Below are 26,876 nucleotides of genomic sequence, written 5' to 3' on the forward strand. Positions count from 1 at the left end.
CTGGCCGGTCGGCGGCGCCCGGAGCCCTCGACCGGTCGCCGACTCCCTGAAATATTCAAAAGTGTCTATCGAAATGTTTCAGGACACAACCCGGAACCGCTCAGGTGCGGCGAGCGGTTGGTCGGCCGCGGTCAGCGGCCCTTGCAAGGCGGAACTCGCAGCGGGTCAGCCGGGCGGGGCGGTGCTCTCCCGCACCACCAGGGTGGTGGCCAGCTCGATCCGGTGCTGCGGCAGACGTTCCCCGGCGGCCAGCGCGACCACCAGCTCCACCGAGGTGGCGCCCATCTGGGCCAGCGGCTGACGGATCGTGGTCAACGGCGGCATCGCCCACTCGGCGAACGACAGATCGTCGAAGCCGACGACGCTCAGCCGGTCGGGAATGCCGACCCCGGCCCGTCGGGCGGCCTGGTAGACGCCGACGGACTGCAGGTCGTTCGCGGTGAAGATCGCCGTCGGCGGATCGGGCAACCGGAGCAGTTCGGTCGCGCCCGCCAGCCCGCCCTCGACGTAGAGCGGGTGGATGCGTACCAGATCGGGGTCGACCTCGACCCCGGCGGCGTCCATCGCGGCCCGGTAGCCGTCCAGCCGGGCCCGGCAGCACGGCCACTCGACCGGGCCACAGATCATCGCGATCCGCCGGTGGCCCAGCTCCAGCAGGTGGCGGGTGGCGACCAGCCCACCGGTCCAGTTGGTGGCGCCGACCGACGGGGTCTGGTGCAGCGGCTCGCCGGTCGGATCCAGCACCACCAGCGGAATCGACCGGCTGGCGAGCTGGGACTGCTGCTCGACGGTCAGCTCGGAGAAGACCGCCACCACCCCGGTCGGCCGGTGGGCCAGAATCTGCTCGGTCCAGCCCCGCCCCGGGGTGAGCTGCCCCTGCAGCTCGGTCAGCACCACCGCCAGGTCGTGCTCCCGGGCCGCCCGGCTGACGCCCTGGATGATCTCCAGCGCCCAGGGGCTCTCGACCGCGTGGAAGACCAGCTCCAGGATGGCCGCCGCACCACTGCCCTCGGGGCGGCGGTAGCCGTGTGCGCGGATGACCTCCTCGACCCGCTGCCGGGTGTCCGACGCCACCCCGGACTGGCCGTTGATCACCCGGGAGACGGTCGGCGCCGAGACGCCCGCGATCCGGGCTATCCGGGCGACGGTCATCCGCGCCCGCCGGCGCTCGTCCTCCGGGTGCTCGACGCCGGTAGTCGACATGTCGGTGAGTCTATGTGTCCCGACGGCGCGGCCGGGTCGGTGACCACCGGTGGGCCGGTGAGTATGGTGCCGGGGTGGCGGAGCGGATGGTGGAGATCTACACCGACGGGGCGTGCAGCGGCAACCCCGGGCCGGGCGGGTGGGGCGCGGTGCTGCGCTACGGGGACCGGGAGAAGGAGCTGTACGGCGGCGAGTCGACCGCCACCACGAACAACCGGATGGAGCTGATGGCGCCGATCCGCGCGCTGGAGAGCCTGACCCGGCCGGCGGTGGTGCTGCTGTACACCGACAGCACCTACGTGCGCGACGGCATCACCAAGTGGCTGCCGCGCTGGAAGAGCAACGGCTGGCAGACCACCGGCCGGCAGCCGGTGAAGAACGTCGACCTGTGGCAGCGGCTGGACTCCGCGGCGGGCCGGCACCAGGTGCGCTGGCACTGGGTGAAGGGGCACGCCGGCCATCCGGAGAACGAGCGCGCCGACCAGTTGGCGGTCCGCGGCCTGCGGGAGGCGCGGCGCTGACCTTCGGGCGGCAAGATCGCCGGTGGGTCGTACCATCCGTCGGGGAAAGGGTCACCGCGAGGGAAGGGATTACATGAGCACTCCGGTCGAAACGCTTGAGTTCCAGGCCGAGGCGCGGCAGCTCTTGCAGTTGATGGTCCACTCGATCTATTCGAACAAGGACATCTTTCTCCGGGAGCTCATTTCCAACGCCTCCGACGCGCTCGACAAGCTCCGGATCGGCGCGCTCGTCGACAAGGATCTTGACGCCGACATCGACGACCTGCACATCGAGATCGAGGCGGACCGCGAACAGCGGACGCTCGTCGTCCGGGACAACGGCATCGGCATGTCCCGCGACGAGGTGGTCGGCCTGATCGGCACGATCGCCAAGTCCGGCACCGCCGAGATGCTGCGGCAGCTGAAGGAATCGCAGGACGCGGCCGCCTCCAAGGACCTGATCGGGCAGTTCGGAGTGGGTTTCTACTCGACCTTCATGGTCGCCGACCGGGTGACGCTGCTCACCCGCAAGGCCGGCGAGGCGGCCGGCACCCGCTGGGAGTCGGCGGGTGAGGGCACCTACACGATCTCCGACGCGCCGGACGCGCCGCAGGGCACCACGGTCACCGTGCACCTCAAGCCGAAGGACGAGGAGGACAGCCTCTTCGACTACACCGACGAATGGAAGATCCGGGAGATCGTCAAGAAATACTCCGACTTCATCGCCTGGCCGATCCGGATGACGGTCGAGCGCCCGGGCGGTGAGGGCGAGGAGGCCACCACCGAGGTCGTCACCCTCAATTCGATGAAGGCGCTCTGGGCCCGGCCCAAGTCGGAGGTCTCCGAGGAGGAGTACAAGGAGTTCTACAAGCACGTCAGCCACGACTGGACCGATCCGCTGGAAACCATCCAGATGAAGGCGGAGGGGACCTTCGAGTACGAGGCCCTGCTGTTCCTGCCGTCGCAGGCGCCCTTCGACCTGTTCCAGCGCGACGCCCGGCGCGGCGTCCAGCTCTACGTCAAGCGCGTCTTCATCATGGACGACTGCCAGGAGCTGATGCCCGAGTACCTGCGCTTCGTCAAGGGCGTGGTCGACGCGCAGGACCTCTCGCTCAACATCTCCCGGGAGATCCTGCAGCAGGACCGGCAGATCCAGCTGATGCGCCGCCGACTGGTCAAGAAGGTGCTCGCCACCGTCAAGGACCTGATGACGGCCGAGGACGACACCAAATACCGCACCTTCTGGCGCGAGTTCGGCCGAGCCGTCAAGGAGGGCCTGCTCAACGACTTCGAGAACCAGCGGGCGATCCTCGACATCTCCTCCTTCGCCTCCACCGCCGACGCCGAGAAGCTGACCACCCTGGCCCAGTACGTGGAGCGGATGAAGGACGGCCAGGAGGAGATCTACTACATGACCGGCGAGTCCCGGTCGATGATCGAGAACTCGCCGCACATGGAGGCCTTCCAGGCCAAGGGGTACGAGGTGCTGCTGCTGACCGACCCGGTGGACGAGGTCTGGGTCGAGTCGGTGCGCGAGTACGACGGCCGGAAGCTGCAGTCGATCGCCAAGGGCCAGGTCGACCTCGCCGCCGCCGACGCCGAGGGCAAGGCCGACGACGCCGAGCGCGACCAGCGCAAGGAGGAGTTCGCGCCGCTGCTCGGTTGGCTTACCGAACAGCTCACCGAGCAGGTGAAGGAGGTCCGGCTCTCGACCCGGCTCACCACCTCGCCGGCCTGCCTGGTCAGCGACGCCAACGACATGACCCCGACGCTGGAGAAGATGTACCGGGCGATGGGGCAGGAGGGTCCGAAGATCAAGCGGATTCTCGAACTCAACCCGGAGCACCCGCTGGTGACGGGGTTGCGGTCCGCGTACGGCGAGCGCGCCGACGACCCCGCGCTGCCCGAAACCGCCGAGCTGCTGTACGGCACCGCGCTGCTCGCCGAGGGCGGTGAACTCACCGACCCGGCCCGGTTCGCCCGGCTGCTCGCCGACCGCCTGGCCCGCACCCTCTGAGCCGGCCGCCCACCCCGCACGCGGCGCGCCGCCGAGTCATTCTCATGATTCGGCGGCGCGTCCGCCTATGGTGATCTCCTCAGTGGGGGGACCATGGGGGAGGACCGATGCCGAAGGTGATCGTGCCGGCCGGATTGTCGATGGGGCCGAGATTCCGGTACGCGACGCCACCGGATCCGCTGCCGGAATGCCACGAGGTGCATCTCGGCGACGATCTGATCGAGTTGACCGAGACCGAGGCGGCGGTCTGGTCGGCCGCGTTCGCCGATCACGAGGGCCACGCCGCGTTGACGGTCGACCGGGCATCACTTGTGGACGCGCTGGAGCGCGCTCCGGTGCCGGTGTACGGGCCGGCGAAGGTGGTGGCCGACCTGGTCGACCGCGGCCTACTGGTGGAGTTGGACACCGACGGCGATCTGGCGCCGGTCTTCAGTGGGCACCGGTTGTTCCCGCTGGCCCAGGGGCTCGGCGGGACGCCCGAGGCGCCCGACGAGCACCGCATCGGGCCGGCCGGCCGCCCCGTTCTCGCCGTCCCCAGCACCGTCTACGGGCTGTGGTCGTTCTCCTTGCTCAATGACAGCCTCTGGGCGGCGTGCGCCTACTACGCCGAGGGAGATGCCGGGTTGACGGCCGCCGGCATCGCCGCCGAGATAGCGGAGCACCTGCCACTCCTGCTGGCGACCGGCTGCGCCTTCCTCGATCGGACCGCGCCCGCCTTCCGGACCTGACCCGCCTGGACTTGACCGACACCGGCAATTGTGCCGGTGTGCGGAGGCTCGCGTGCGCCTAGCGTCGGTCTGGACAGCCGGCGGAGGAGTCACCAGGGAGCGCACGATGGCGGAGAACGGCTACCGGGTAGAGGCGGACATGCTCCGCGCACTCGCAATGTCCATCCTGGACCGGGCCGGTGACTTCACGCGGGTCGCCGCCGAGGTGGTCGCGGAGCCGTTGGATGGGTCGGCCTTCGGCTACATCCCGTTGGTGTCGTCGGAGCTCTTCGAGAGCTACCAGCACACTCTGACCGCGGCCGGCGACGGAATCCGCGAGTACGCCGAGTTGACCGCCTCCGTCGCCGGCGCGGTCGAGATGGTCCGGCAGTCCTGCGTGGCCGCCGACGACAACATCTTCGACCGGTACCGCAGCCTGAACCCGGATGCCCGATTCTGACGAGGGAGCCTGCAATGTCAACCGCCATCGCGGAACGCACCAGCACCTACCTCGACGACTTCGTCGCGAGGACCCCGGTCGAGGTCCGGCACATCGCCCAGCAGGCCGCCGACGCCCTGCAATCTCTGTTGGAGTACGGCACAGGTGATCCGGACGAGCTGTGGGCGGCGGCCGAACGGATGCGGGCGGATGCGAAGAAGCTCGCCGACCTCGGCGTGGCGCAGTCGAAGGACCGGGCGGCGGCCACCGACGGTGGCTGGTGTGGCGGGTCGGCCGACGCGTTCGACGTCCTGATGGCCGACAACGACGAACAGGTACGCCTGCTGGTCGCCTCTCTCAACCAGGTGGCGGAGGTGCTGACGGCGGCACACCGGGCGGCGGCGGATGCCGTGAACCTGCTGCTCGAACTGATCGCCGGCTTCGCGATCGCGTTCGTGCGGGAGGCGGTGGTCTCCGTGGCCTTGGGCCTACTGTCCGGCGGCCTTGCGGTGCTGGCCTTCGCGGCTCGGTGGTTGACCCGGCTTGCCGCGACCATGACCGAGGGCTGGCGGATCGTCCGGCGGCTCGGTGCGATTTTCGGGCAGCTCTCCCGACTTCTGCGCGACCTGGCTGCCAAGGTGGCGGATCTCCGGACGCAGTTGCAGGTGCTGAAGAAGAAGATGAAGACGTCGGGCATCTCGTGGAAGGAGTGGGGGGAGCTCAAGGTCAAGCACGCCGTGTTGCTCGCCGTTCCGATCACCGCATTCAACTTGATCTCCCCTGTCAACCTGACGGGATACGCCGGCGCCGGAAGCGATGCCGCCGTAGGCGCCTGGGACCTGATCAGCGACGGCAAGAGGGACCGCAACTATTTGATGGACGACACCTACAAGGACGACTTGAAGTTCGGCAGCCGGCTGTTTCAGGACCTGCTCGACTCGTTGAACTGAGACCGGGCCGGCCAGCGGTGGAAGGGGAGTGCGATGGAATACCCGGCGTTGGACCGGATGGAGCGTTTCATGGCCGAGATCGGATCGGCCGGTGAGCAGCTCGCCGCGCAGGTGGGCCAGTTGCGGGAGACGTCCTTCCGGGCCGGCGACGACCTGGGGATGGTGTGGGTTGTGGTGGACCACGCCGGCCGGGTCGAGAACGTCAGCCTGGACCCGAGGGCGGTGGAGCTGACCGCCGACGACCTCGGCTGGCGCATCAACGACACCATCCGGCTGGCCCGACAGACCGCCGCCGCACACACCGACGCAGTCTTGGCCGAGGCCTTCCCACCCAGCCGCTAGCCGACGAGCCCATTTCCGGTGCCCGCCACGCCTCGGGCCGTCTCCTGGTGCCCGCCACGCCTCGGGCCGTCTCCTGGTGCCTGCCACGCCTCGGGCCGTCTCCTGGCGTTCGCCACGCCTCGGGCGTCTCCTGGCGCCCGCCACGCGGCGGGCCGTTCCTGGCTTCTGTCTGGCGGCGGGTGAGTTCTGGCGCGCGCCATGCGGCTGGTGGTTCTGGCGCGCGTCCGTGCGCCGTCGGTCAGGCGGTGCTGTCCCGCAGGCCGACGGCGTCGTGGCGCCAGAAGGTCTCCGAGTAGACGAACGTCCCGGTGTGCCACGGCTCGTAGGTCGGCAGCCGGATCACCTGGAACGCCCGCTCCGGTATACGCAGCGACGGCCGGCGAAAGCCGTGTCCGCCGCCCGGCTCGAAGCCGAAGCGGGCGTAGTAACGCGGGTCGCCCTCCAGAAACACCAGCGGTACGCCCCGCTCCACCATGGTCTCCAGCCCGTGCCGGATCAGCGCCGCGCCGACGCCTTCGCGCTGCCGGGCCGGGAGCACCGCCAGCGGGCTGAGGACCTGCACCTCGACCAGGCGGCGCGGAGCGTCCAGCAGGCCGCGGGTGAACATCACCTGCCCGATCACCCGGCCGCCGTCCTCGGCGACCAGGGATAGCCCGTTGTCCGCGGTGATGCTCTCCCGCAGGTCGTCGACCAGGTCGGCCACCATCCGCCCGTGGTCGCCGAACGCCTCCCGGTGCAACTCGCGTACGGCCTCGTGGTCCCCGCGCTCCTCAGCGCGGCACCCAACCGCCCGTCCGTCACTCATGCGGCAGCCCTTCCATGCTCTCCGGCACCCCGCGCGCACCCCTTCCCTGCTCCGCGCGCCCTCCCCGCGCCGCACATTCCGTGCGCCACACCTCTGCGCCGCGCTTTCCGGTCTCACCTTTCCGCGTCGGCGCGGCGGGTGGTGGGTGGTTTCAGGAACGAGGTGAACGCCAGTTACCTTAAAACTGCGAGGTAGGGTAACTGGTGTTCACCTCGTGAGCCCCTGCCGTCGGCGTTCGCGGATGGCGGCGGTGACGTGGGTGACTATTTGTCCGGGATGTTGTCTTACGTCGTCGGCGGTGAAGCGGAGCACGAGCCAGCCGTGCGCGCGCAGTGCGTTGAGACGGGCGACGTCGCGACGGAAGTGCGCGCGTTCCCGATGATGATCACCCTCGTACTCGATGGCGATCCGCCAATCCGGGTAGGCGAGGTCGATCCGGCCCAGGTGGCGGCCGTTCGCGGTGCGGACGGTGTGTTGGGCCGTCAGGGGTGGGAGCCCGGCGTCGAGCAGGATCAGCCGGAGCCGGGTCTCCATCGGAGACTCCGTCCGTGGCTCGGCGACGGCCAGCAGCTCGCGGAGCTGCGCCGCACCGGGCCACCTCGGGTGCCCGCTCAGATATGCGGCCAGCTCGGGCGGCCGGACCACCTTGCGGTGCAGCAGAGCGTCCAGCGCGACCAGCGCCTCGGTACGCGGCAGCCGCCGGCCGAGGTCGAAGGCGGTACGCACGCCCGTGGTGAGTGGCAGCGCGGCGAATGTCGTCATGTCGTCGGTCGCCAGGTCGGCGTAGGTGACAGCTACTCGCGGGTGCGGGCGGGACCGGGTGGTGCCGGGCAGGACAACCGAGACCGGACTGTCACGGGGCAGCAGGTCCACCCCGTGCAGGTACGCGGCGCTGAGCCCGCCGATCGCGGCGCCGGCCGGGAGCCGGAGCGCGACCGCGTCGCACCACATCCGGTGGTCGTCGGCCTGGTAGGCGTCGGCGTGGATGTAGACGTCCGGTAGCAGTCGGCGCCAGGTCGGCCCGACCAGCATCCGCCTGGTGAGCAACCCGTCGGCGACGGCCCGGCGGCCGGAGAACGGCACGAACGACAGGTCGCGGGGAACAACGGCAGCGCGGGGCATCGCCCCAGCTTGCCGTGCCCGACCGTCACGCCGCTGCCCCACCCCCACCCGGAACCACCAGCCGGACGGGTCACGGCGGGCTGGACGGCCAGAACGGGCGGATCGGGCCAGCCGACCTCAGCGGCACGCGGGGCGAGGCGCGGGCGAGGTGAGTCGCGGACGCGGGGCGCGGGGCGAGGTGAGGCGCGGGGCGCGGGGCGAGGTGAGGCGCGGGGCGCGGGGCGAGGTGAGGCGCGGGGCGCGGGGCGAGGCGCGGGCGCGAGGTGAGGGCGGGGCGCGCGGTGCGGGCGTGGGGTGCGGTGTGGGGTCAGGGGCGGGTGGGCCAGCGGTCGGCCCAGGTGCGGAGCAGGTCGGTTGCCTCGTCCAGGTGGCCCTGCCGGGTCAACAGGGTCAGCAGCAGGCCGACGCAGCGCCAGTCGTCGTCGATGACGCCGGAGCGCAGCAACTCGATCGCCTCGTCGACCCGGTCCTGGTTGACCAGCAGGCCGGCCAGCTCGATCCGGGCGGTCGGCTCGCCCTGGTCGGCGGCGAGCCGCCAGAAACGCTCGGCCTCGCCGGCGTGGCCCTGGTCGTACAGGAGAGCCGCCAACCGGGAGGCGGCGTGCCAGTCACCGCTTTCGGCGAGGCTGCGCAGCTCGTCCACATGGCCCCGGTCGGCGAGCAGGTCGGCCAGCACCCGGCCGGCGTCGGATTCGCCGGACTCAGCCAGGTTGCGCAGGTAGCCGGTGGGATCGGGGACCGGGATCATGCCGGCCGCCTCCGATCCGAAGAACCGGCTGCCGCCGAACTCGGCGCGCAGCTCGTCGTCGAGATCGTCGGCGATCTCCATCATCGCCTTGATCGCCAGCAGCAGGTGGGTGGCCTGGAAGTCCTGGCCGAAGACCGGAATGGACGCCCAGACGGTGTCGCCGGTGCAGTAGATCCGACCCAGCGCCATGCCGTTGGTCAGATCGGACAGTCGCTGGTAGAGCGTCTCGGTGGGCTGCACCCCGCTGAGCAGCGGGGAGAAGACGTCCACCAGGGGCGGATCCTCCATTGCCCGTACGAAGATCATGGCCGAACCGGCGCGGATGCCGATGTCCCCGTCGGAGTCCAGTCGCAGCTGGTCCGGGGTGACCCCGAGCAGTTCGGCGACGACCAGCCGGACCCGGCCGGCGAGCTTCTCGCCCAGGTCCGGCGGGCGGTAGGCGCGGCCCTCCGGCTCGCCTTCGGCGTAGGGGTCGAGGACCGGGCGGGCGGCCAGGGCCGCGGCCAACTTGGTCCGGGTCCGCAGCGGCACCGGTGCGGTCGTGGTGGCGGGTCGGGCGGCCAGCGCCGAGATCAGCCGCTGGACGAAGCCGTCAGACCGGGTCATCGCCGTCACCCCCGGGCCAGTTCGGATCGACCGGCGGCTTGTCGAGCACCCGCACCTGATCGAACATCTTGGCGATGAAGAGCGGGGCCACCACGCCGAAGGTGAAGGTGGCGAACGCGGTGGTGGCGAGCCCACCGGCTCCGGCCGCCGCAGCGAGACCCGTGCCGGCGACGGCCCGCAACAGCACCGCGAACATCACGATCGGGCGGTCCCGCCTGTCCCGCCACGGCCACCGCCACCGGCCCCTCGACTCGGTGGTGGGGCGCATCATCCCGTAGAGGTTGAGCGCCTCCGCCACCACGCTGCCGACAAGTCCCCACGTCGCGGCGATCCATAGAGACACGTCCCCACTGTACTGATCGTGGTCGCGGTCTCACCCCACGGGTGTCCACCGGCGAACCAAGCCTCCGGCACTGCTGCTCGGTCACCCTCTGAACGGTAACCCGCGCGGGCAACGGGCGGGGCCGTCCGGCGGTCGCGGACGGGCACCCGCATCGGTCGCCTCTTCGGCCACCGGCGCACCGACTAACGGCCCGGGTCCGCGACTAACGGCCCGAGTCGGCGACTAACGGCCGGTACGGACGTTTCGTCCGGTGCGCCGAGGTCTCGTGCGCTACCGTCGTGGCCGGCCGACTGTGCCCGACCGGTGGAGGTTTTCGAGGTGTGTGGGATCGTCGCGGCGCTACCGGACTACAGCGGCGACTCGGAGGGCGTGTCGGACCGCCAGTTGCTGGAGATCCTGCCCGATCCGCCCGCCGTCGACCTGACCGCCGCGCGCGGCGTACCCGGTGAGGTGACCGCCGGTCTCGACTGGTTCGTCAAGAGCCTGGGCGCGGCCGCCGAGCTGTACACGGCACCGGCTGCCATCCACCGGCTCGCGGTCACCCCCCGGTTGCGGGCCGGGACCGCCGACCGGCTGCGGGCGCTGGAACGCTGGCTCGCCGAACTGGACGACGTGCTCGACGACTCCGGCGCGTCCTGGGACGCCGACCTGCTGGAGCGGACCCAGCGACTGGCCGTCCGGGCGCGCGACCTGGTCTGGACGATCGGCAATGACCGGATCGAGGCGGCCACCCGGATCGGCGGGCTGGCGCCCGCCGGGATCGCCACCCTGGCCGCCGCCCGCAGCTACCTCGCGCTGGACGCGGTGCTGGACGCGGTCGACCGGCTTGAGGTACGCGGCCGGGACTCCGCCGGCGTCCAGGTCTGGATCACCTTCGACGAGCAGCCGGCGGCGGCCGAGTTGCCCGACGCGCTGCGGTCCCGGGTCGACGCCGACTACCGGCACCGCGCGGTGCGGTTCTTCCGGGGCGGCCTCTCGGTGGTCTACAAGCGAGCGTCGATAATCGGCCGGCTCGGTGACAACGTCGCGTACCTGCGGGCCGCGATCGCCGCCGACGGCGACCTGCACGCCCTGCTCGCCCTGCCCGGCGCCCGGGTGACGGTGCTCGCGCACACCCGGTGGGCCAGCGTCGGGCGGATCTCGGAGGCCAACGCCCACCCGGTCGACAGCGAGACCGGTTCGGCGACCGGCGGCGGCTTGGCGACCGCCGTGCTGAACGGGGACATCGACAACCACGTCGAGCTGCGGGAGCGGCTGCGGCTGCCGGCCGACCCGGCCGGGGTGAGCACCGACGCGAAGCTGATCCCGGTGATGCTGGCCGCCGAGGTCGACGCCGGGACCGAGCCGGCCCGGGCGCTGGCTCACTGCGTACGCCGGTATCACGGTTCGTTCGCGATCGGCGCGCAGACCGACGCGGCGCCGGACCGGCTGCTGCTGGCCGTGCAGGGCAGCGGGCAGGGCCTCTACGTCGGCTTCGCGCCGGGCTGCTTCCTGGTGGCCAGCGAGGTGTACGGCCTGGTCGGCTGGACCGACACCTACCTGCGGTTGGACGGCACCGCGGCGGGCGAGGGCGAGGAGGGGGCCGGGTCGGTGGTCGCCCTGGACCGGGCCGGGGCGGGCACGCTCGCCGCGCTGCGCGCGTACACCCTGGCCGGTCAGGTCCGGCCGGTCACCGAGGAGGATCTCTCCACCGCCGAGATCACCACCCGGGACGTGGCGCGGGGCAGCTTCGACCACTATCTGGAGAAGGAGATCACCGAGGCGCCGTCGTCGTTCCGCAAGAGCCTGCGCGGTCGGTACGCGGTCGACGGGGAGCGGCTGGTGGTGGCGCTTGGCGAGACGACCTTCCCGGCGGCGTTGCGGGAGCGCTTCGCCGCCGGCCAGCTCACCGAGCTGATCTTCGTGGGGCAGGGTACGGCCGCGGTGGCCTGCAAGGGCATCGCGAACGTGGCCCGCCAGTTGCTGCATCCGGCGCTGTCGGTGGAGGCGATGCCCGCCACCGAGCTCTCCGCCTGGGGGCTGCGGGCGGACATGTCCGCGGTCTGCCTGGTCGCGGTGAGCCAGTCCGGGTCGACCACCGACACGAACCGGGCGGTGGACATGGCCCGGTCCCGGGGCGCGGCGGTGCTGGCGATCGTGAACCGGCGTGACAGCGACCTGGCGCACAAGAGCGACGGGGTGCTCTACACCTCGGACGGCCGGGACGTCGAGATGGCGGTGGCCTCCACCAAGGCGTTCTACTCGCAGGCGGCGACCGGCGCGTTGCTGGCGCTGCAGATCGCCCGGGTCTGTGACCGGCTGGCGCCGGATCTGGAGGACTCGCTGCTGCGCGCGTTGCTGGAGCTGCCGCACCAGATCGAGGCGCTGCACCAGCTGGCGCCGACCGTCGCGGAGATCTCCGAGGTGGCGATCAGGTATCCGTACTGGACGGTGGTCGGTTCCGGCCCGAACCGGGTGGCCGCCGAGGAGAGCCGGATCAAGCTCTCGGAGCTCTGTTACAAGACCATCTCCACCGACGCGGTCGAGGACAAGAAGCACGTGGACCTCTCGGCCGAGGCGTTCGTGCTGGTCTGCGCGGCCGGGGCGCCGCCCGGCCAGATCCGTGACCTGACCAAGGAGGTGGACATCTTCGCCGCCCACCGCAACGCGCCGGTGGTGGTGGTGGACGAGGGGGTCGACGTGCCGTGGGCGACGGACTGGGTGGTCCGGGTGCCGGCCGCTCACCCCGCGTTCGCCTGGATCCTGAGCACGGCCGCCGGGCACCTGTTCGCGTACCACTGCGCGCGGGCGATCGACCGGCGGGCGGATCCGCTGCGGGAGGCGTTGGCCGCCCTGGAGGGCTCGGTGGACGCCGGTCTGCTCGGCCTCGACGATCTCGACCGGGCCTGCGACAACCTGCACCAGTTCCTCGCCGAGGCGGCGACCGGTTCGGTCCGCGGCGTGCTGACCAGCGACACCGCGATCCGGCTCTGGCAGGCGGCGCTGCTGCTGCGGCACGGTACGGCGGCGATGGAGTCGCTGCCGGCGGAGGCGGCCGACCCGGTCGAGTTCGTCCGGGAGCGGATCACCTCGGCGGTGGACGAGTTGACCCGCTCGATCGACTCGGTGAAGCACCAGGCCAAGACGGTCACCGTCGGCACCTCGCGGGGTGACTCCGACCTGTTGGAGAACCCGTTGACGGCGGCGGTCACCGAGGCCGGCGGCGATCCTTCGGTGGTGAGCTACCCGGTGCTGATGGCGCTGCGGGCGTTCTCCCGGGTGGTGGCGGCGGTGGCGGGGACCACCCGTTACCAGATCGGCTGGGCGCCGGAGCGGACCACGGTGCGGGTCACCCGCAAGACCGGGATCGCCCGGGACCTGGCCAGCCGGGCGGATGGCGGCACCGAGCTGAGTGGTTCCAAGCGGTTGGCGGTGCAGTCCCGGATGGTCCGGCTGGTGCGGGGCGGCCGGGACGGCCGGCTGGTGCTGATGATCCCGGAGCGGACCGGCACCCGGGTGCACGCGTTGACGCTGGCGCACGTGGTGCTGCGTGAGCGGGTCGATCCGGCGCATCTGGTGGAGTTGCTGGATCTGACCGGCACCCGGCTGGAGGAGGTGCGGGCGGCGGTCACCGAGACGGACACCCGCTTCGACCCGGCCGGGCTGGCCGCGCTGCCGGTCGAGACGGTGCTGCTCGCCCCGGTCGACGAGGTGAGCCGCCAGCTCACCGGGGCGGCGTGACGGTCACCTCGTCGGGGTGACCTTCGTGATGCCGGTGGGGGAGTCCGGGTTCTCGCCCCGGGCGAGCGCCAGCGCGTGGGTCAGCCGCTGCAGCGGCAGGATGTCCAGCAGCGGCGCGTACCGCTCGTCGACGGCGGGCACCGGGAGTCGGGCGGTGGTGCCGGGCACGTCGGTGGCGGAGACCACCACCACGTCCGCGCGCCGCTGGCCGACCTTCGTGACCACCTCGCGCATCGAGGCGCCGCCGGGTCCGCCGCCGACGACCGCGAGGACGGGTACGTCGGGATCGGTGACGGCCAGCGGCCCGTGCAGCAGGTCCGCCCCGGAGAACGCGAGCGCCGGCAGGTACGAGGTTTCCATGATCTTGTGGGCAACCTCGCGGGCGGTCGGGTAGCCGTAGCCCCGGCCGGCGGTGACCAGGGTGTTGGCGAACCGGTAGCGGGGCGCGAGCTCGGCCGGGGTGTCATCGGCGAGGGTGGTGGCGGCCAGCTCCGGCAGGGTGTCCAGGACGGCGCGCTCGTCGGCGGGCAGCCGCCCGTCGCCGGCCCGGACCCCCTCGATCACCATCAGCAGGGCGAGCAGTTCGGCGGTGTAGGTCTTGGTGGCCGGCAGGGCGCGTTCGACGCCGACCGAGAGATCGATCACCAGTTCGGCGATGCCGGCCAGCTCCGAGTCGGGCTCGTTCGTGATGCCGAGGGTGAGTGCGCCGGCTTCCCGGGCGACCTTGACGACCTCGCAGAGGTCGGGCGAGTGGCCGCTCTGGGAGACCCCGACCACCAGGGCCTGGGAGTAGTCCGGGCGGGCGCCGAAGAGGGTGGTGACGCTCGGCGAGGCCAGCCCGGCCGGCAGCCCCAGCCGGATCTCGGCGAGGTACGCGCCGTAGAGCGCCGCGTAGTCGGAGGTGCCGCGCGCGGTGAGCACGACGTGCCGGGGTCGCCGCCGGGCGATGGCGGCCGCGACCTCGGCGATCCGCCCCGAGTGGTCCGCCCCGAGCAGCCGGGCGTACGCCTCGGGCTGTTCCGAGATGTCCGCTGCCATCCCTGAGCCAGGAGTGGTCATGACGCTCCCTCATGCCGATCCGTGCGCGAATCCTGTCCCTTCCATGCTCAGTCTTGCACGAATAGAAGATCAATCGCAACGAAACAAGCAGGGCGCCCTGTGTGGGCGCGGCCCGAGTCGTTGCTAGGCGCCGTCGTGGCGCAGGCTGGCGATCAGCGCCGCGACCAGGGCGGTCCGCCGGGGCAGCTCCGCGATGAGAACGTGCTCGTCGTCGGCGTGGGCGCCGCCGCCGACCGCGCCGAGGCCGTCCAGGGTGGGCGTACCGATGCCGGCGGTGAGGTTGCCGTCGGAGGCGCCACCCACCGCGACGGCGGTCAGCGGCGGCATGCCGAGCTGGGCGGCGAGCGCCGCCGCGCGGGCGAAGAGCCCGGCCGAGGCCACCGCCGGCAGGGGCGGCCGGTTCGGACCGCCGGTCACGGTCAGTTCGGCGCCGCGCAGCGCCGGTCGCAGGGCCCGCATCCCGGCGTCGACCCGCTGCTGTTCGCCCGCGTCGCGGACGCGTACGTCGACCTCGAACTCGCCGGTCGCCGGGACCGTGTTGGCGGTGGTGCCGGCCGACATCCGGGTCGCGGTGACGGTGGTGCCGCGGCCGGTGTCGGCGAGCGTGCCGACCGCGAGCACCTGGTGGGCCAGTTCGATGGTGGCGTTGACGCCGCGATCCGGTTCCAGGCCGGCGTGGGCGGCCCGACCCAGCGCCCGGACCCGGTACTGCGAGACGCCCTTGCGTTCGGTCTTCACCGCCCCGCCGTCGGCGGCCGCCTCCAGCACCAGCGCGCCCGCGCAGCCCGCCGCCTCCGTCTCGATCAGGCTGCGCGAGGTCGGCGAGCCGAGCTCCTCGTCGCCGGTGACCAGGATCGTCACGCCGGTCCGGTCGACCAGCCCGGCGGCGGCGTGCAGGGCCATCACCAGGCCGGCCTTCATGTCGAAGCAGCCCGGCCCGCGCAGCACCCCGTCGACGACGGTGAACGGGTGGGCGGCCAGTGATCCGCGCGGCCAGACCGTGTCGTGGTGTCCGAGCAGCAGCACCCGGGTCGGCTCGCCGCCCAGCCGCCACCGCAGGTGGGTCCGGCCGTCCCGGACGATCCACTCTGGTGGCACCCCCAGCCGCCGGGTGCCGACCCGGGCGACGGCGTCGGCGCTCGCCGCGACGGCGGCCAGGTCGGCCGAGGGCGACTCGCACGTCACGAGCGTCTCGATGTCGGCGATCATCGCCGGCAGGGCGGCCCGCAGTTGGGCGACGAGATTGGGCAGCAGCATCACAACACCTCTCAGTCCGCTCCGGGTACGGCGGCGCATGGGTGGTGGTACCGCTCGCCCCCGTCGGCGTCTCGCGGACGGCAGCGCCGTCCAGGTTCGAGTCTGCGCCACCCGCACCACCGCGGCGACACAGTGCCTGAGGACGACCCGCAGCGTCCGGCTCCTCCGCAGGTTGGAGCGCGCGGTCGGGCGCGGGACGGACGCGATCTGGACGAACCTGGTCAACCATGGAGGGATGTCGAAGCTTTTCCGGGCCGTCCGGTCCGCACTCACACCTCTGCTGCTGCTTACCGCGGTCGCGGTGCTGCCCGCCGCGGCCGCCGCGGCGCCCGAACCGGCCGGCGCTGTCGGCGCGCCCACGTCCGCCGGTCGACCCGGCTCCGAGCTGGACCGGGCCGCACTGCGCCGGTCACTGGCGGCGGTGCCGGCCGCCGGGGCACCGGGGGTGTTCGCCGCCGTCCGGGATGGCCGGTCCGAGTGGACCGGTGCGGCAGGGATCGCCGACCTGTCGAATGCCCGACCGACCCGGCCGGAGATGCGCCACCGGGTCGGCAGCATCACCAAGACCTTCGTCGCCACCGTGCTGCTGCAGCTCGTCGACGAGGGCCGGCTGGGGTTGGACGACCCGGTGGGTCGGTGGTTGCCCGACGCGCTCCCGGGTGAGCTCGGGCAGCGGGTGACGGTGCGGATGCTGCTCAACCACACCAGCGGGATCGGCAACTACACGAACGTGCTGCTCACCTCGTTGGCCACGGTCATCGAGGTGGGGAACACCGTGTACACCCCGGCGGAGCTGGTCGCGATCGGCGCCGGCATGCCCCGTACGGGTGAGCCGGGCGAGGCCCACTCGTACTCCAACACCAACTACATCCTGGCCGGGCTGATCGTGCAGCGGGTCACCGGGAACGACCCGGCGGCCGAGGTCACCCGGCGGATCATCCGCCCGCTGCGGCTGACCGGCACCTACTTCCCGGGCGCCCAGCCGATCATCCGAGGTCCGCACGCCGGTGCCTACTTCGCGCCGCTCGGCGTCCGCGACTTCAGCCGGTACGGCATGACGTGGGCCTGGATGGCCGGGGAGCTGATCTCCACGATGCCCGACCTGAACGCGTTCTTCCGGGCGCTGCTCGGTGGCCGACTGCTCAGCCCGGCGACCTTGGCGCAGATGAAGACCACCGTCCCGTTCGTGCCGGAGCAGCCGGAGATCGGCGGCTACGGTCTGGGGATCTACCAGGCGGCCAGCCCGTGCGGGACGCTCTGGGGCCACGACGGCGGGGTGGTCGGCCAGCTGACCGTCTCGCTGCACAGCGCGGACGGTGCCCGGCAGGTCTCGACCGCGCTGAACTACAGCCACTACCAGTTGTTCAGCGGTGAGCCGCACCCGATCGACGTGGCCTGGCAGAACTTCCTGTTCACGGGAGCCTGTGCCGCCTCAGCGTCGGCAAGCCGGTCGACACCGGCGCCACTGCGGCTACCGGCCATCAGCGCGCTCGCCCCGGCCACCCGCTGACCGTCCACCTCGACCGGTCGGGCTGTCGGTCCCCGACCATCAGCTCGACCGGGCCGGTCGAAGGCCGGGTCGGCGGGGGGCGGCCGGTGGACGGGGGCGGCCGGTGGTCGACGGGTCCGGCACTGGAAGCGAGGTGCTGACCTGCTGCCCGGCCCGGACGTGCGGCCCGGGCCGGGTGGCGGCGTCAGGTGCTGAACCGGGCGGCGGGGTCGCCGTGGAGGTGGCCGGCCGGCAGCCGGCGTCCGCAGACCACCAGCAGCAGGTCCTGGGCGAGGCCGCGCAGCGGGGTGCCGGTGCCGTAGCACCAGTCCAGGTCGGTGGCCCGCAGCTCGACTCCGGTGAGGTCGGTGCCGAAGAAGGCGATGTTCCGGGGCAGCATCCCGGCCAGCACGGTGGTCATCCGGTCCGGTGGGACCCGCCGGTCCAGGCCGAGGCCGACCGTGATGTCGAGGCCGTGGATCACGTCGTGGGACAGGGCACCCGCCGGGCCGCTGCCGGGCGGTGTCCAGGGATGCTCGACGTTGGCGCGCAGCGAGTCGAGCAGCTGGTCGGCCGAGAGGTCGGCGGCGTCCCGGCGGGCGCTCCGGTCGGCCATCCGGTTGAAGCTGCCGCGGGACCGGGCCAGCTCCACCACCAGCCGGGGCAGCGACGTCCGGAACGGCATCGTGGTGTGGGCGACCACCTCGCGGACCCGCCAGCCGGCGCAGAGTGTCGGGGCGTCCCACTGGGCGGGTGCCAGCCCGGCGAGCAGGTCGGCCAGCTCGCGTCGTTCGGCCGCCACCTGGGCGCGTACCGGGGAATTGGATTTTTCGGTCATCTTCGGTCCTCTCGTTCGGGGCGCGCGGGGTGGCCCGCCCTCCACCGGTACCTACGGACCGGCCGGGCCGAACTCATCGCGTTTGTAGGGTCGGGGGGTGCCAGAGACGCCGACCTGGGCCGATGCCCGCCTGGAACCGCTGCGCGCCGACCTGACCGGATACTGCTACCGGATGCTCGGCTCCGGGTTCGAGGCCGAGGACGCCGTGCAGGAGACGCTGCTGCGGGCCTGGCGGGCGGCCGACCGGTTCGACGAGGGGCGGGCGTCGCTGCGGACCTGGCTCTACCGGATCGCCACCAACGTCTGCCTGGACATGCTGCGCAGTCCGCAGCGGCGGGCGCTGGCGATGGATCTGAGCCGGCCGGCCACCCCCGGTCAGGAATTGGGCGCGCCGACGGCCGAGCGGGAGTGGGTGCAGCCGGTGCCGGACGGCGCCGTGCTGCGACTGGACGCCGACCCACAGGAGTTGGCGGTGCGGCGCGAATCGATCCGGTTGGCGTTCGTGGCCGCCCTACAGCACCTGCCGCCCCGGCAGCGGGCGGTGCTGATCCTGCGCGACGTGCTCTGCTGGCGGGCCGACGAGGTGGCCGGGCTGCTGGCCACGAGTGTGGCGTCGGTGAACAGCGCGCTGCAGCGGGCCCGGGCGCGGATCGGCGAGGTCGGTCGGGATCCGGGCGAACCGCTGCGGCCGTTCGATCCGGTCCAGCGTGACCTGCTCACCCGCTACTGTGCCGCGTTCGAGCGCCACGACGTCGAGGCGCTGGTGGCGCTGCTGCACTCCGACGCCACCATGACGATGCCACCGTTCCGGTGGTGGCTGCGCGGCCGTGACCAGCTCCGGGTGGCGCTGCTGGATCCGGCGGCGTCCTGCGCGGGCGCCCGCCTGGTGCCGGTCGCGGCCAACGGGACTCCGGCGTACTGGCAGCTGCGGCCGGCGTCGGGTGGGGGTTACCGGCCGTTCGCGTTGGTGCTGCTGCACGTGGCCGGTGGACTGGTCACCGGATCGACCACCTTCCTGGACGCCGACCGGCTGCTCACCCTCTTCGGCCCGCCGGCCGAGGTGGCCGGACCACCACTCGCCGCCTCGCCGGCCTGAGGCGGATCACCTCGCCCCGGTCGACGAACGGGCTTGCGTTAATACCCCCCAGGGGTATAGTCGGGGCGGGAGGCGATGCGGCATGCGACCCGAGACGACCGATCACGTACCGCACGGCGGGCACCCGCCGGCCGGCGGCGACGACAGTCACGCCGGGCACGACAGCCATGCCGAGCACGGCGGGCACGGCGGGCACGACAAACACGCCGGGCACGACCCGGAGATGTTCCGGCGCAAGTTCTGGCTGAGCCTGGCGCTCACGGTGCCGATCGTGGTCACCAGTTCCATGGTGATGGACTGGTTCGGCTACTCGCTCGACTTCCCCGGGATGTCCTGGATCGGCCCGGTGCTGGGCTCGGTGGTGTTCGGCTACGGCGGCTGGCCGTTCCTGGTCGGCGGCTGGCGGGAGGTCCGCGACCGGGCGCCCGGCATGATGCTGCTGATCTCGATGGCGATCACGGTCGCCTACCTGGCCTCGCTGGCCACCACCGTCGGCGCGTTCGACCTGGACTTCTGGTGGGAGCTGGCCGCCCTGGTGACCATCATGCTGCTCGGCCACTGGCAGGAGATGAAGGCCATCGGCCAGGCCCAGGGGGCGCTGGCCGCGCTGGCGGCGCTGCTGCCCGACGACGCGGAACGGGTCGCCGACGACGGATCGGTGGCCCAGGTCACCGTCGGCGACCTGCGGGTGGGTGACCTGGTGCTGGTCCGGTCCGGCGGCCGCGTCCCGGCCGACGGGCGGATCGCCGACGGCGAGGCCGAACTCGACGAGTCAATGATCACCGGCGAGTCCCGCCCGGTCCGCCGGAGCACCGGTGACCGGGTGGTGGCCGGCACCGTCGCCACCGACTCCGCGATCCGGGTCCGGGTCGACGCGCTCGGCGAGGACACCGCGCTGGCCGGCATCCAGCGGCTGGTCGCCGAGGCCCAGGCGTCCAGCGGCCGGGCGCAGGTGCTGGCCGACCGGTTCGCCGCACTGCTGTTCTACGTCGCGCTGGCCGCCGCCGCGCTCACCTTCGCCGCCTGGTCGGCCTTCGGCTCCGTCGACGATGCGGTGATCCGCACCGTGACGGTCCTGGTGATCGCCTGCCCGCACGCGCTGGGCCTGGCGATTCCGCTTGTCATCGCGCTCTCCACGGCGGTCGCCGCCCGGGCCGGCATCCTGGTCAAGGACCGGCTGGCGCTGGAGCGGATGCGCACCGTGCAGGCGGTGCTCTTCGACAAGACCGGCACCCTGACCAAGGGCGCGCACACCGTCACCGGCGTCGCGGCCGCACCCGGACACGACGAGGCGGAGGTGCTGCGGCTGGCCGGCGCCGTCGAGGCCGACAGCGAACACCCCTTGGCGAAGGCCATCGTCACCGCCGCCGGCCGCGATGCGGCGGCGGCCCATCCGGCTCCGGCGGCCACCGACTTCCGGTCGCTGACCGGCCGGGGCGTGCAGGCCACCGTCGGCGGCAACCGGTACGCCGTGGGTGGCCCCGCCCTGCTCCGGGAGCTCGACGCCGAGCTGCCCGCCGAGATCGAGTCCGTGACCCGGGACTGGTCCGCGCGCGGTGCCGCCGTGCTGCACCTGCTGAGGCTGGCCGACGACCGGGCCGAGGTGCTGGGCAGCTTCGGGCTGGCCGACGAGATCCGCCCCGAGGCGCGGCAGGCGATCTCCCAACTGCGCGAGCAGGGGGTGACCAAGATCGTGATGATCACCGGCGACGCCCGGCCGGTCGCCGAGGCGGTCGCCGCCGACCTCGGCTTCCGGGCCGGCGAGGACGAGGTCTTCGCCGAGGTGCTGCCGGCCGACAAGGACAACGCGGTGGCGGAGCTGCGGAACCGGGGCCTGACGGTGGCGATGGTCGGCGACGGCGTCAACGACGCCCCCGCGCTGGCCCGCGCCGACGTCGGGATCGCGATCGGCGCCGGCACCGACGTCGCGATCGAGTCCGCCGGCGTGGTCCTCGCCTCGTCCGACCCGCGCGGCGTGACCGGGGTGATCCGGCTGTCGAAGGCGTCGTACCGCAAGATGTTGCAGAACCTGGGCTGGGCCGCCGGTTACAACGTGGTCGCGATTCCGCTCGCGGCCGGGGTGCTGGCCTGGGCCGGCGTGACGCTGAGTCCGGCGGTCGGGGCCATCCTGATGTCGGCGTCCACGATCGTGGTCGCGCTCAACGCCCAACTGCTGCGCCGGACCCGGCTGACCCCCCAGGAACAGTAGGGGCCAGCCGGGATCGGCGGGAGCTACACCGCGTACGCCTCCAGCTCGTTGACCCGCACGTGGGTCTGCTGGTGACTCGGGCCGCTGCGGCCGAGGATCCGGACGATCCGGGTGGTCCGGGCCGGGAAGTTGACGGTCACCGCGAGCTGGGTGTTGCCGGTCACCGTGGCCACCGTCAGGTAGGTGACGCCGTTCCACACCTGCACGTCGAAGTCCCGGATGGGATAGCCCGCGCTGGTGTAGACGACCACCCGCCGGATCGTCCGGTCGACGCCCAGGTCGGCCTGGACCCACTGCGGGTTACCCGGCGGCCAGGTGCCGGCGGCGTTCGACCAGCTGTACGCGCCGCCGAGCCGGGTGTCGGGGTTGCAGTCGGTCGCCCGGGCGGGCGAGTAGCCCGGATAGGTGCTCGACGCTGACGCGATCGCGCCGCAGGCGAAGTTGTCGATGCCGGTGCCGCCGTCACCGCCCTGGCTGCAGACGTTGAACCGGACCCGCCCGGTGTCGTACTCGCGGTAGGTCGACTCGGAGAAGAGCACCGCCGTGCTGCCGCCGTCGTCGTCGCGCTCCTGCGAGGTGACCGTGGTGCTGATCGTGCCGCCACCCTGGACGGGGATGCTGATCGTGCTGCTCACCGTCTTGCCACCGTCCAGTTCGAACCACTGGTAGCCCATCACCTCGCCCCAGACCGCCCGGTCCCAGGTGGTGATGAAGATGTCGGAGTTCTGCCACGAGCTGATGTGCTTACGCTTCACCTTCGGGAACCGGTAGTTCTTGATCTGCACTCCGGTGCTGGTGACCACCAGCAGCCGCATCTCCCGCTTGCCCTCGAAGAGCCCGCCGAACGAGCTCCGGTCGGGCACCCGCCAGCGCTGCAGGTACTCCTCGCCCCGGTTGTTGCGCAGCCCGGTCGGGTTGCAGGCGGCCATCGGTCCCGCGGCGGCGACCTCGGCGCCACCCGGCTCGATCCGGGCGATGTCAGACCCCGGGGCGGCGTCGGCCGCGGTGGCCGCGGTGGCCGCGACCGGGCGCGGCTCCGGACCGGTGTTGATCCGTTCGTTGACCGACAGCACCCAGACCTCGTTGGTCTCGACGTACGTCTCGTCGATGGGGGTGGGCAGGGCCACCAGCTCGCCCGACGAGCCGAGCCGGTAGCCGGTCGCCGAGGCCGCGTTCTCGTCGGCGGGCGCCACCACCATCGTCACGGTCGCGGCCGGCACGATCCCCTCGTCCTGGTTCGGGATGTAGACCTGCGGGTCGTACGCGTACCCGCCGATGTTCTGAAACAGCGCGACGGCGTTCTTCAGCGCCACCCAGCCGGGGTCGGTCGGCACCACGATCCGGCTCTCCTCGGCCTCCCGGATCACAGTGGACCACAGGGCGTTGGTGTCGCCGTCGAACTGCCGGGCGGCGACGGACCGCACCAGCGTCCGTACCTGGGTGTCCCCGGCGGCGGCGAGCGCCGGGGCCAACAGGTTCTGCAGCCGGCCGTTGATCTGCACCTCGATCGACGGCACCGCCGCGGCCGGGGCCGCGAAGCGTTCGCTGTCGGCGTGCGCCGGACCGGCGACGGTCGTGGCGGCGAGCGCCACGCCGAGGAGGGGAACCAGTGCCCGCGCTGCGGACCAGCTTCCCCGGGCGGAACTGTGGACGGCCATCTGCACGGTCTCCCTTCGTCGGGACCTCAAGGGCCGGTCGCGGCACCTGCGTCCGGCCGGCCTGTCGACCCAGATGATGGCCCGGTGCCGGATCGGCCGCCTTGAATCCTGAACGCGGTTGAACATCGCTGAACACGGATGGACCAGCAGGCGAGACGGTGTCCCGAGGTAGCGCCACCGATGCGTAGGGTCATGGCGGCGACGCCCGCGGTGGCGGGCACGGCGCGGCGTGGGACCTATCTGCGGAGGTCTGAGACATGACGCACGAACCGTCCCCGGTCGAGAGCCTGGCGTACGACGGCGGCCGGCCGGAGCAGATCGACCACCTGCTCCGCCAGCTCCGCCGCCGGCAGGCCCGCCAGCGTGGTGGATCGGAGCTCACCTACCGCGAGCTGGCCGCCCGGACCGGCTGGTCGATCGGGGCCATCGCCGGCTACTTCAGCGGCCGGGTGCTGCCGCCGACCGACCGCTTCGACGTGCTGGTCACCGTGCTCGGCGCCCAGCCGGCCGAGCGGGGGGCGCTGGCCACCGCCCGGGACCGGGCCCAGGAGAGCCGCCGACGGCAGATCAGGGTTCTGAACGCGCCGGTGCCGCGCCAACTGCCGGTGGCGGGCTTCCCGTTCGTCGGCCGTACCCGGGAGTTGGCCGAGCTGGACGGCCTGGTCCGTGGCCGGTCCGGGCGGACCGGCCGGGCCGGGGCTGGGCCGCGGCGCGCGGCGGCGGGGGTCGGCACCGTCGCGGTGCTCGCCGGCAGCGCGGGGGTGGGCAAGACCTCCCTCGCCGTGTACTGGGCACACCGGGTGTCCGGACACTTTCCCGACGGCCAGCTCCATGTGAGCCTGCGTGGCTTCGACCCGGCGCGGGCGCCGGTCAGCCCGGCGGAGGTGGTGCGGGATCTGCTCGAAGCGCTGGGGGTCGCCACCCGGGCCGTGCCGCCGAGCACCGCCGCGCAGGTCGGGCTCTACCGCAGCCTCGTCGCCGACCGGCGGATGCTCATCGTTCTCGACGATGCGCGCGACGCCGACCAGGTCCGGCCGCTGCTGCCCGGCTCGCCGGGCTGCCTGACGCTGATCACCAGCCGCGACCAGCTCACCGGACTGGTCGCGACGCACGGCGCGCGGCTGGTCGGGCTCGATGTGCTGCCGGTCGCGGACGCCCGCGACCTACTGGCCGCGCGGCTGGGCGACGAGCGGGTGTCGGCCGAGCCCGAGACCGTGGACGAGCTGATCCACCGGTGCGCCCGGCTGCCGTTGGCGCTGGCCGTGGTGGCCGCCCGGGCCAGCACCCGCCCGGCCTTCCCACTGGCGACCCTCGCCGAGGAGCTGCGCGACGCGCAGCACAGCCTCGCCGCCTTCGCCGGGCAGGACGGTGCGGCCGACCCGCGGGCGGCGTTCGCCGGCTCGTACCGCCGGTTGCGCCCGTCGGTGGCGAAGCTGTTCCGGTGGATCGGTGGTCATCCCGGTCCGGATCAGACGGCTGAGGCGGCGGCGAGCATCGTGGGGGTGTCGCCGGCGGCGGTCCGGCCGGCGCTGGCCGAGCTCAACCGCGCGCACCTTCTCGTCGAGCGCACCCCGGGCCGGTACGCCATGCACGACCTGCTGCGGGCCTTCGCCGCCGAACAGTCCGGTCAGGTCGACCGCGAGGCGCGGCGCCGGGCGGTGGTGCGGCGCGGGCTCGACCACTATCTGCGTACGGCGTTCGCGGCGGCCGTGCTGCTGGACCCGGCCTGCGACCGGATCAGCCTGGAGCCGGCTGCCCCGGGGGTCACCCCCGAGCCGCTGCGGGACCGCGAGCAGGCCCGGCGCTGGTTGGAGAGTGAGCATCGGGTCCTGCTCGGTGTGGTGGAGCAGGCGGCCGCGCACGGCTTCGCCGGGCACGCCTGGCGCCTGGCCTGGGCGCTCACCAGCTACCTCGACTGGCGCGGCCACTGGCACGATCTGGCGGCGGTGCAGGAGATCGCCCTGGCCGCCGCCGTCCGGGCCGACGACGACCTCGGCCAGGTGCACGCCCGCCGCCTGCTGGCCCGGGCCGGCAACCGGCTGGGCCGCAACGACGAGGCCCGGGCGCATCTCACGGCGGCGATCGAGCTGTGCCGGCGGATCGATGATCCGGCCGCCGAGGCGCGCTGCCATCTCAACCTGGCCCTGAACCTGGAGCTGGCCGGCCGGTACGAGACCGCACTGGAGCACGCCCGCAGCGGGCTGGAGCTCTACCGCGGCGCGGCGAACCGGGTCGGGTACGCGCTGGCGTTGGGCGTCGTGGGCTGGTACGACGCCCTGCTCGGCAGGTACGACCGCGCGTTGGCGGGTTGCCGCCGCGCGGTCGAACTCCTCGCCGAGCTGGGGCCGGCGTACGAGTCACCATCCACCCTGGACAGTCTGGGCTTCGCCTACCACAAGCTCGGCCGGTACGCCGAGGGGGCGGCGTCGTACCGGCGGGCGGTCGAGCTGTACCGGGCCGCCGGCGACCGCTACAACGAGGCCGACACCCTGGTCCATCTCGGCGACTGCCACGAGCTGGCCGGGGCCGGCGAGCAGGCGCGGGTCGCGTGGCGGCAGGCGCTGGAGATATTCGACGACCTGCGGCACCCGGCGGCGGCCGGGCTCCGGGAGCGCTGCCGGTCGGCCGGGCCGGATTCTTCGTGGTCGCGTCGCACCGGCGCCGCGAATCAGGTCGCCTATACCCCCCTGGGGTAGGCTACGCTGATCGGATGGCTGAACGGTTGTTTCTGGTGATCGGCTACGACGGCGCGGAACTGCTCGACATCGCCTGTGTCACCTCCAGCCTCGACATCGCCAACCGGGCCGGCGCGAGCCCGGCCTATCGGACGGTCCTGGCCACCCCCGGGCGGCAGCCCATCACCTGCGACTCCGGCCTGCGGCTGGACGCCGCGGCGAGCCTGGAACGGTTCACCGAACCGCCGGACACCGTGCTCGTCACCGGCGGCCTCGGCCACGAGCGGGCGGCGGCCAATCCGGTTCTGGTCGGCCACGTGCGCCGGCTCGCCGCACTGGCCCGGCGGGTGGCCTCGGTCTGCACCGGCTCGACGGTGCTCGCGGCGGCCGGCCTGCTGGCCAACCGCCGCGCCACCACCCACTGGATGTACGCGGACCGGCTGGCCCGCGGCTACCCGGACGTCCGGGTCGAACGGGACCCGATCTACGTCCGGGACGGCAACGTCGCCACCTCCGGCGGGGTGACAAGCGCGTTGGACCTGACCCTGGCCTTCATCGAGGAGGACCACGGGCCCGCGCTGGCCCGCGGCGTCGCGCTCGGCGCGGTGGCGTACCTGCAACGGCCCGGCGGCCAGACCCAGCGCAGCATGTTCCTGACCAGCCGGACCTCCGACGACCGGCTGGTGCGCCGCACCACGACGCACATCGCCGGCCATCTCGGCGACGACCTGAGCACCGGGGCACTGGCCCGGGCGGCCGGGGTCAGCGAGCGGCACCTGGCGCGGTTGTTCCTGACCTGTGTGGGCGAGACCCCCGCCCAGTACGTGCGGCGGGCCCGGACCGAGGCGGCGGCGCACCTGCTGGTCTCGACCGGACTGCCGCTGGCCGCCGTGGCGCGGCGCTGCGGCTTCGGCTCGACCGAATCGCTGCGGCAGGCCTTCCTCGGCCGGTACGCCATGCCCCCGTCGCGGTACCGACTCGACCGGACACCGGTACCGGCCGGCTGACCGCAGGATTCCGGCACCGGTCACCACGGATCCGGACGCGCCGCCACCGCCGGCGCTGGCGGAACGCGCCGCCGCCGGCACGATCG

Annotated in this window: 21 protein-coding genes; 12 read left to right on the forward strand and 9 right to left on the reverse strand. The window is 72.7% G+C overall.

What is annotated here, in order from left to right:
• Positions 1-165: 165 nt before the first annotated feature.
• The gene (locus O7627_RS05300) at positions 166-1,203 is read right to left on the reverse strand and encodes a LacI family DNA-binding transcriptional regulator (RefSeq protein WP_278092372.1); all 1,038 of its coding nucleotides are present in this window, start codon (positions 1,201-1,203) and stop codon (positions 166-168) included.
• A gap of 86 nt (positions 1,204-1,289) precedes the next feature.
• Here O7627_RS05300 and rnhA point away from each other — a divergent pair, with 86 nt between their 5' ends.
• From rnhA to O7627_RS05330, 6 genes are all read left to right on the forward strand, one after another.
• Positions 1,290-1,724, forward strand: a complete 435-nt coding sequence (gene rnhA / locus O7627_RS05305) for a ribonuclease HI (protein ID WP_278098170.1) — start codon at positions 1,290-1,292, stop codon at positions 1,722-1,724.
• A 73-nt stretch (positions 1,725-1,797) separates the two neighbouring features.
• On the forward strand, positions 1,798-3,720 hold the full coding sequence (gene htpG, locus O7627_RS05310; RefSeq protein ID WP_278092373.1) for a molecular chaperone HtpG: 1,923 nt from the start codon (positions 1,798-1,800) through the stop codon (positions 3,718-3,720).
• A gap of 107 nt (positions 3,721-3,827) precedes the next feature.
• The gene (locus O7627_RS05315) at positions 3,828-4,448 is read left to right on the forward strand and encodes a hypothetical protein (protein ID WP_278092374.1); all 621 of its coding nucleotides are present in this window, start codon (positions 3,828-3,830) and stop codon (positions 4,446-4,448) included.
• Positions 4,449-4,554: 106 nt separating this feature from the next.
• On the forward strand, positions 4,555-4,887 hold the full coding sequence (locus O7627_RS05320; protein ID WP_278092375.1) for a hypothetical protein: 333 nt from the start codon (positions 4,555-4,557) through the stop codon (positions 4,885-4,887).
• 14 nt (positions 4,888-4,901) lie between these two features.
• A complete protein-coding gene (locus tag O7627_RS05325; protein ID WP_278092376.1) occupies positions 4,902-5,816 on the forward strand; it encodes a hypothetical protein in 915 nt (304 codons plus the stop codon).
• 69 nt (positions 5,817-5,885) lie between these two features.
• Positions 5,886-6,158, forward strand: coding sequence for a YbaB/EbfC family nucleoid-associated protein (locus tag O7627_RS05330; RefSeq protein WP_278092377.1), 273 nt, complete (start codon positions 5,886-5,888; stop codon positions 6,156-6,158).
• A gap of 238 nt (positions 6,159-6,396) precedes the next feature.
• On the opposite strand, the gene O7627_RS05335 is transcribed toward O7627_RS05330, so the two are convergent.
• From O7627_RS05335 to O7627_RS05350, 4 genes are all read right to left on the reverse strand, one after another.
• On the reverse strand, positions 6,397-6,963 hold the full coding sequence (locus O7627_RS05335; RefSeq protein ID WP_278092378.1) for an N-acetyltransferase: 567 nt from the start codon (positions 6,961-6,963) through the stop codon (positions 6,397-6,399).
• Between the two features lie 207 nt (positions 6,964-7,170).
• On the reverse strand, positions 7,171-8,085 hold the full coding sequence (locus tag O7627_RS05340) for a DUF559 domain-containing protein (protein WP_278092379.1): 915 nt from the start codon (positions 8,083-8,085) through the stop codon (positions 7,171-7,173).
• Positions 8,086-8,392: 307 nt separating this feature from the next.
• Entirely contained in the window at positions 8,393-9,439 is a 1,047-nt protein-coding gene (locus O7627_RS37135) for a hypothetical protein (protein ID WP_347404640.1), read from the reverse strand.
• Positions 9,426-9,782, reverse strand: a complete 357-nt coding sequence (locus O7627_RS05350; RefSeq protein ID WP_278092380.1) for a hypothetical protein — start codon at positions 9,780-9,782, stop codon at positions 9,426-9,428. Before O7627_RS05350 ends, O7627_RS37135 begins: the two co-directional genes overlap by 14 nt.
• A gap of 318 nt (positions 9,783-10,100) precedes the next feature.
• Here O7627_RS05350 and O7627_RS05355 point away from each other — a divergent pair, with 318 nt between their 5' ends.
• Positions 10,101-13,502, forward strand: coding sequence for an SIS domain-containing protein (locus O7627_RS05355; RefSeq protein WP_278092381.1), 3,402 nt, complete (start codon positions 10,101-10,103; stop codon positions 13,500-13,502).
• Between the two features lie 3 nt (positions 13,503-13,505).
• On the opposite strand, the gene O7627_RS05360 is transcribed toward O7627_RS05355, so the two are convergent.
• Both O7627_RS05360 and O7627_RS05365 read right to left on the reverse strand, forming a co-directional pair.
• Positions 13,506-14,540 carry an SIS domain-containing protein gene (locus O7627_RS05360; RefSeq protein WP_278098171.1) on the reverse strand — a complete coding sequence of 345 codons (1,035 nt, stop codon included), beginning with the start codon at positions 14,538-14,540 and terminating at the stop codon, positions 13,506-13,508.
• 144 nt (positions 14,541-14,684) lie between these two features.
• Complete coding sequence (locus O7627_RS05365; protein ID WP_278092382.1) at positions 14,685-15,818, reverse strand: M20/M25/M40 family metallo-hydrolase; 1,134 nt, start codon at positions 15,816-15,818, stop codon at positions 14,685-14,687.
• A 400-nt stretch (positions 15,819-16,218) separates the two neighbouring features.
• Here O7627_RS05365 and O7627_RS05370 point away from each other — a divergent pair, with 400 nt between their 5' ends.
• Positions 16,219-17,328 (forward strand): serine hydrolase domain-containing protein, encoded by a 1,110-nt coding sequence (locus O7627_RS05370; protein WP_278098172.1) that lies wholly within the window; start codon positions 16,219-16,221, stop codon positions 17,326-17,328.
• Between the two features lie 184 nt (positions 17,329-17,512).
• On the opposite strand, the gene O7627_RS05375 is transcribed toward O7627_RS05370, so the two are convergent.
• Complete coding sequence (locus O7627_RS05375) at positions 17,513-18,145, reverse strand: maleylpyruvate isomerase family mycothiol-dependent enzyme (RefSeq protein ID WP_278092383.1); 633 nt, start codon at positions 18,143-18,145, stop codon at positions 17,513-17,515.
• Between the two features lie 97 nt (positions 18,146-18,242).
• Here O7627_RS05375 and O7627_RS05380 point away from each other — a divergent pair, with 97 nt between their 5' ends.
• Together O7627_RS05380 and O7627_RS05385 are read left to right on the forward strand one after the other, a co-directional pair.
• Positions 18,243-19,241 carry a sigma-70 family RNA polymerase sigma factor gene (locus O7627_RS05380; RefSeq protein ID WP_278092384.1) on the forward strand — a complete coding sequence of 333 codons (999 nt, stop codon included), beginning with the start codon at positions 18,243-18,245 and terminating at the stop codon, positions 19,239-19,241.
• A gap of 82 nt (positions 19,242-19,323) precedes the next feature.
• The gene (locus O7627_RS05385) at positions 19,324-21,450 is read left to right on the forward strand and encodes a heavy metal translocating P-type ATPase (RefSeq protein ID WP_278092385.1); all 2,127 of its coding nucleotides are present in this window, start codon (positions 19,324-19,326) and stop codon (positions 21,448-21,450) included.
• A 23-nt stretch (positions 21,451-21,473) separates the two neighbouring features.
• On the opposite strand, the gene O7627_RS05390 is transcribed toward O7627_RS05385, so the two are convergent.
• Positions 21,474-23,108 carry a discoidin domain-containing protein gene (locus O7627_RS05390; protein ID WP_278092386.1) on the reverse strand — a complete coding sequence of 545 codons (1,635 nt, stop codon included), beginning with the start codon at positions 23,106-23,108 and terminating at the stop codon, positions 21,474-21,476.
• Between the two features lie 257 nt (positions 23,109-23,365).
• Between O7627_RS05390 and O7627_RS05395 the strand changes: the two genes are divergently transcribed.
• Together O7627_RS05395 and O7627_RS05400 are read left to right on the forward strand one after the other, a co-directional pair.
• Positions 23,366-25,804 (forward strand): helix-turn-helix domain-containing protein, encoded by a 2,439-nt coding sequence (locus O7627_RS05395; protein ID WP_278092387.1) that lies wholly within the window; start codon positions 23,366-23,368, stop codon positions 25,802-25,804.
• 14 nt (positions 25,805-25,818) lie between these two features.
• A complete protein-coding gene (locus O7627_RS05400) occupies positions 25,819-26,790 on the forward strand; it encodes a DJ-1/PfpI family protein (RefSeq protein ID WP_278092388.1) in 972 nt (323 codons plus the stop codon).
• Positions 26,791-26,876: the final 86 nt, after the last annotated feature.

Origin of the sequence: Solwaraspora sp. WMMD1047, from assembly GCF_029626155.1 — a bacterium.
Lineage (GTDB): Bacteria > Actinomycetota > Actinomycetes > Mycobacteriales > Micromonosporaceae > WMMD1047.

Excerpts from the sequence above, each read along its gene's own strand:
- O7627_RS05300 (WP_278092372.1), bottom strand. The coding sequence starts at position 1,203 with ATGTCGACTACCGGCGTCGAGCACCCGGAGGACGAGCGCCGGCGGGCG.
- rnhA (WP_278098170.1), top strand. The coding sequence starts at position 1,290 with ATGGTGGAGATCTACACCGACGGGGCGTGCAGCGGCAACCCCGGGCCG.
- htpG (WP_278092373.1), top strand. The coding sequence starts at position 1,798 with ATGAGCACTCCGGTCGAAACGCTTGAGTTCCAGGCCGAGGCGCGGCAG.
- O7627_RS05315 (WP_278092374.1), top strand. The coding sequence starts at position 3,828 with ATGCCGAAGGTGATCGTGCCGGCCGGATTGTCGATGGGGCCGAGATTC.
- O7627_RS05320 (WP_278092375.1), top strand. The coding sequence starts at position 4,555 with ATGGCGGAGAACGGCTACCGGGTAGAGGCGGACATGCTCCGCGCACTC.
- O7627_RS05325 (WP_278092376.1), top strand. The coding sequence starts at position 4,902 with ATGTCAACCGCCATCGCGGAACGCACCAGCACCTACCTCGACGACTTC.
- O7627_RS05330 (WP_278092377.1), top strand. The coding sequence starts at position 5,886 with ATGGCCGAGATCGGATCGGCCGGTGAGCAGCTCGCCGCGCAGGTGGGC.
- O7627_RS05335 (WP_278092378.1), bottom strand. The coding sequence starts at position 6,963 with ATGAGTGACGGACGGGCGGTTGGGTGCCGCGCTGAGGAGCGCGGGGAC.
- O7627_RS05340 (WP_278092379.1), bottom strand. The coding sequence starts at position 8,085 with ATGCCCCGCGCTGCCGTTGTTCCCCGCGACCTGTCGTTCGTGCCGTTC.
- O7627_RS37135 (WP_347404640.1), bottom strand. The coding sequence starts at position 9,439 with ATGACCCGGTCTGACGGCTTCGTCCAGCGGCTGATCTCGGCGCTGGCC.
- O7627_RS05360 (WP_278098171.1), bottom strand. The coding sequence starts at position 14,540 with ATGGCAGCGGACATCTCGGAACAGCCCGAGGCGTACGCCCGGCTGCTC.
- O7627_RS05365 (WP_278092382.1), bottom strand. The coding sequence starts at position 15,818 with ATGCTGCTGCCCAATCTCGTCGCCCAACTGCGGGCCGCCCTGCCGGCG.
- O7627_RS05375 (WP_278092383.1), bottom strand. The coding sequence starts at position 18,145 with ATGACCGAAAAATCCAATTCCCCGGTACGCGCCCAGGTGGCGGCCGAA.
- O7627_RS05385 (WP_278092385.1), top strand. The coding sequence starts at position 19,324 with ATGCGACCCGAGACGACCGATCACGTACCGCACGGCGGGCACCCGCCG.
- O7627_RS05390 (WP_278092386.1), bottom strand. The coding sequence starts at position 23,108 with ATGGCCGTCCACAGTTCCGCCCGGGGAAGCTGGTCCGCAGCGCGGGCA.
- O7627_RS05395 (WP_278092387.1), top strand. The coding sequence starts at position 23,366 with ATGACGCACGAACCGTCCCCGGTCGAGAGCCTGGCGTACGACGGCGGC.
- O7627_RS05400 (WP_278092388.1), top strand. The coding sequence starts at position 25,819 with ATGGCTGAACGGTTGTTTCTGGTGATCGGCTACGACGGCGCGGAACTG.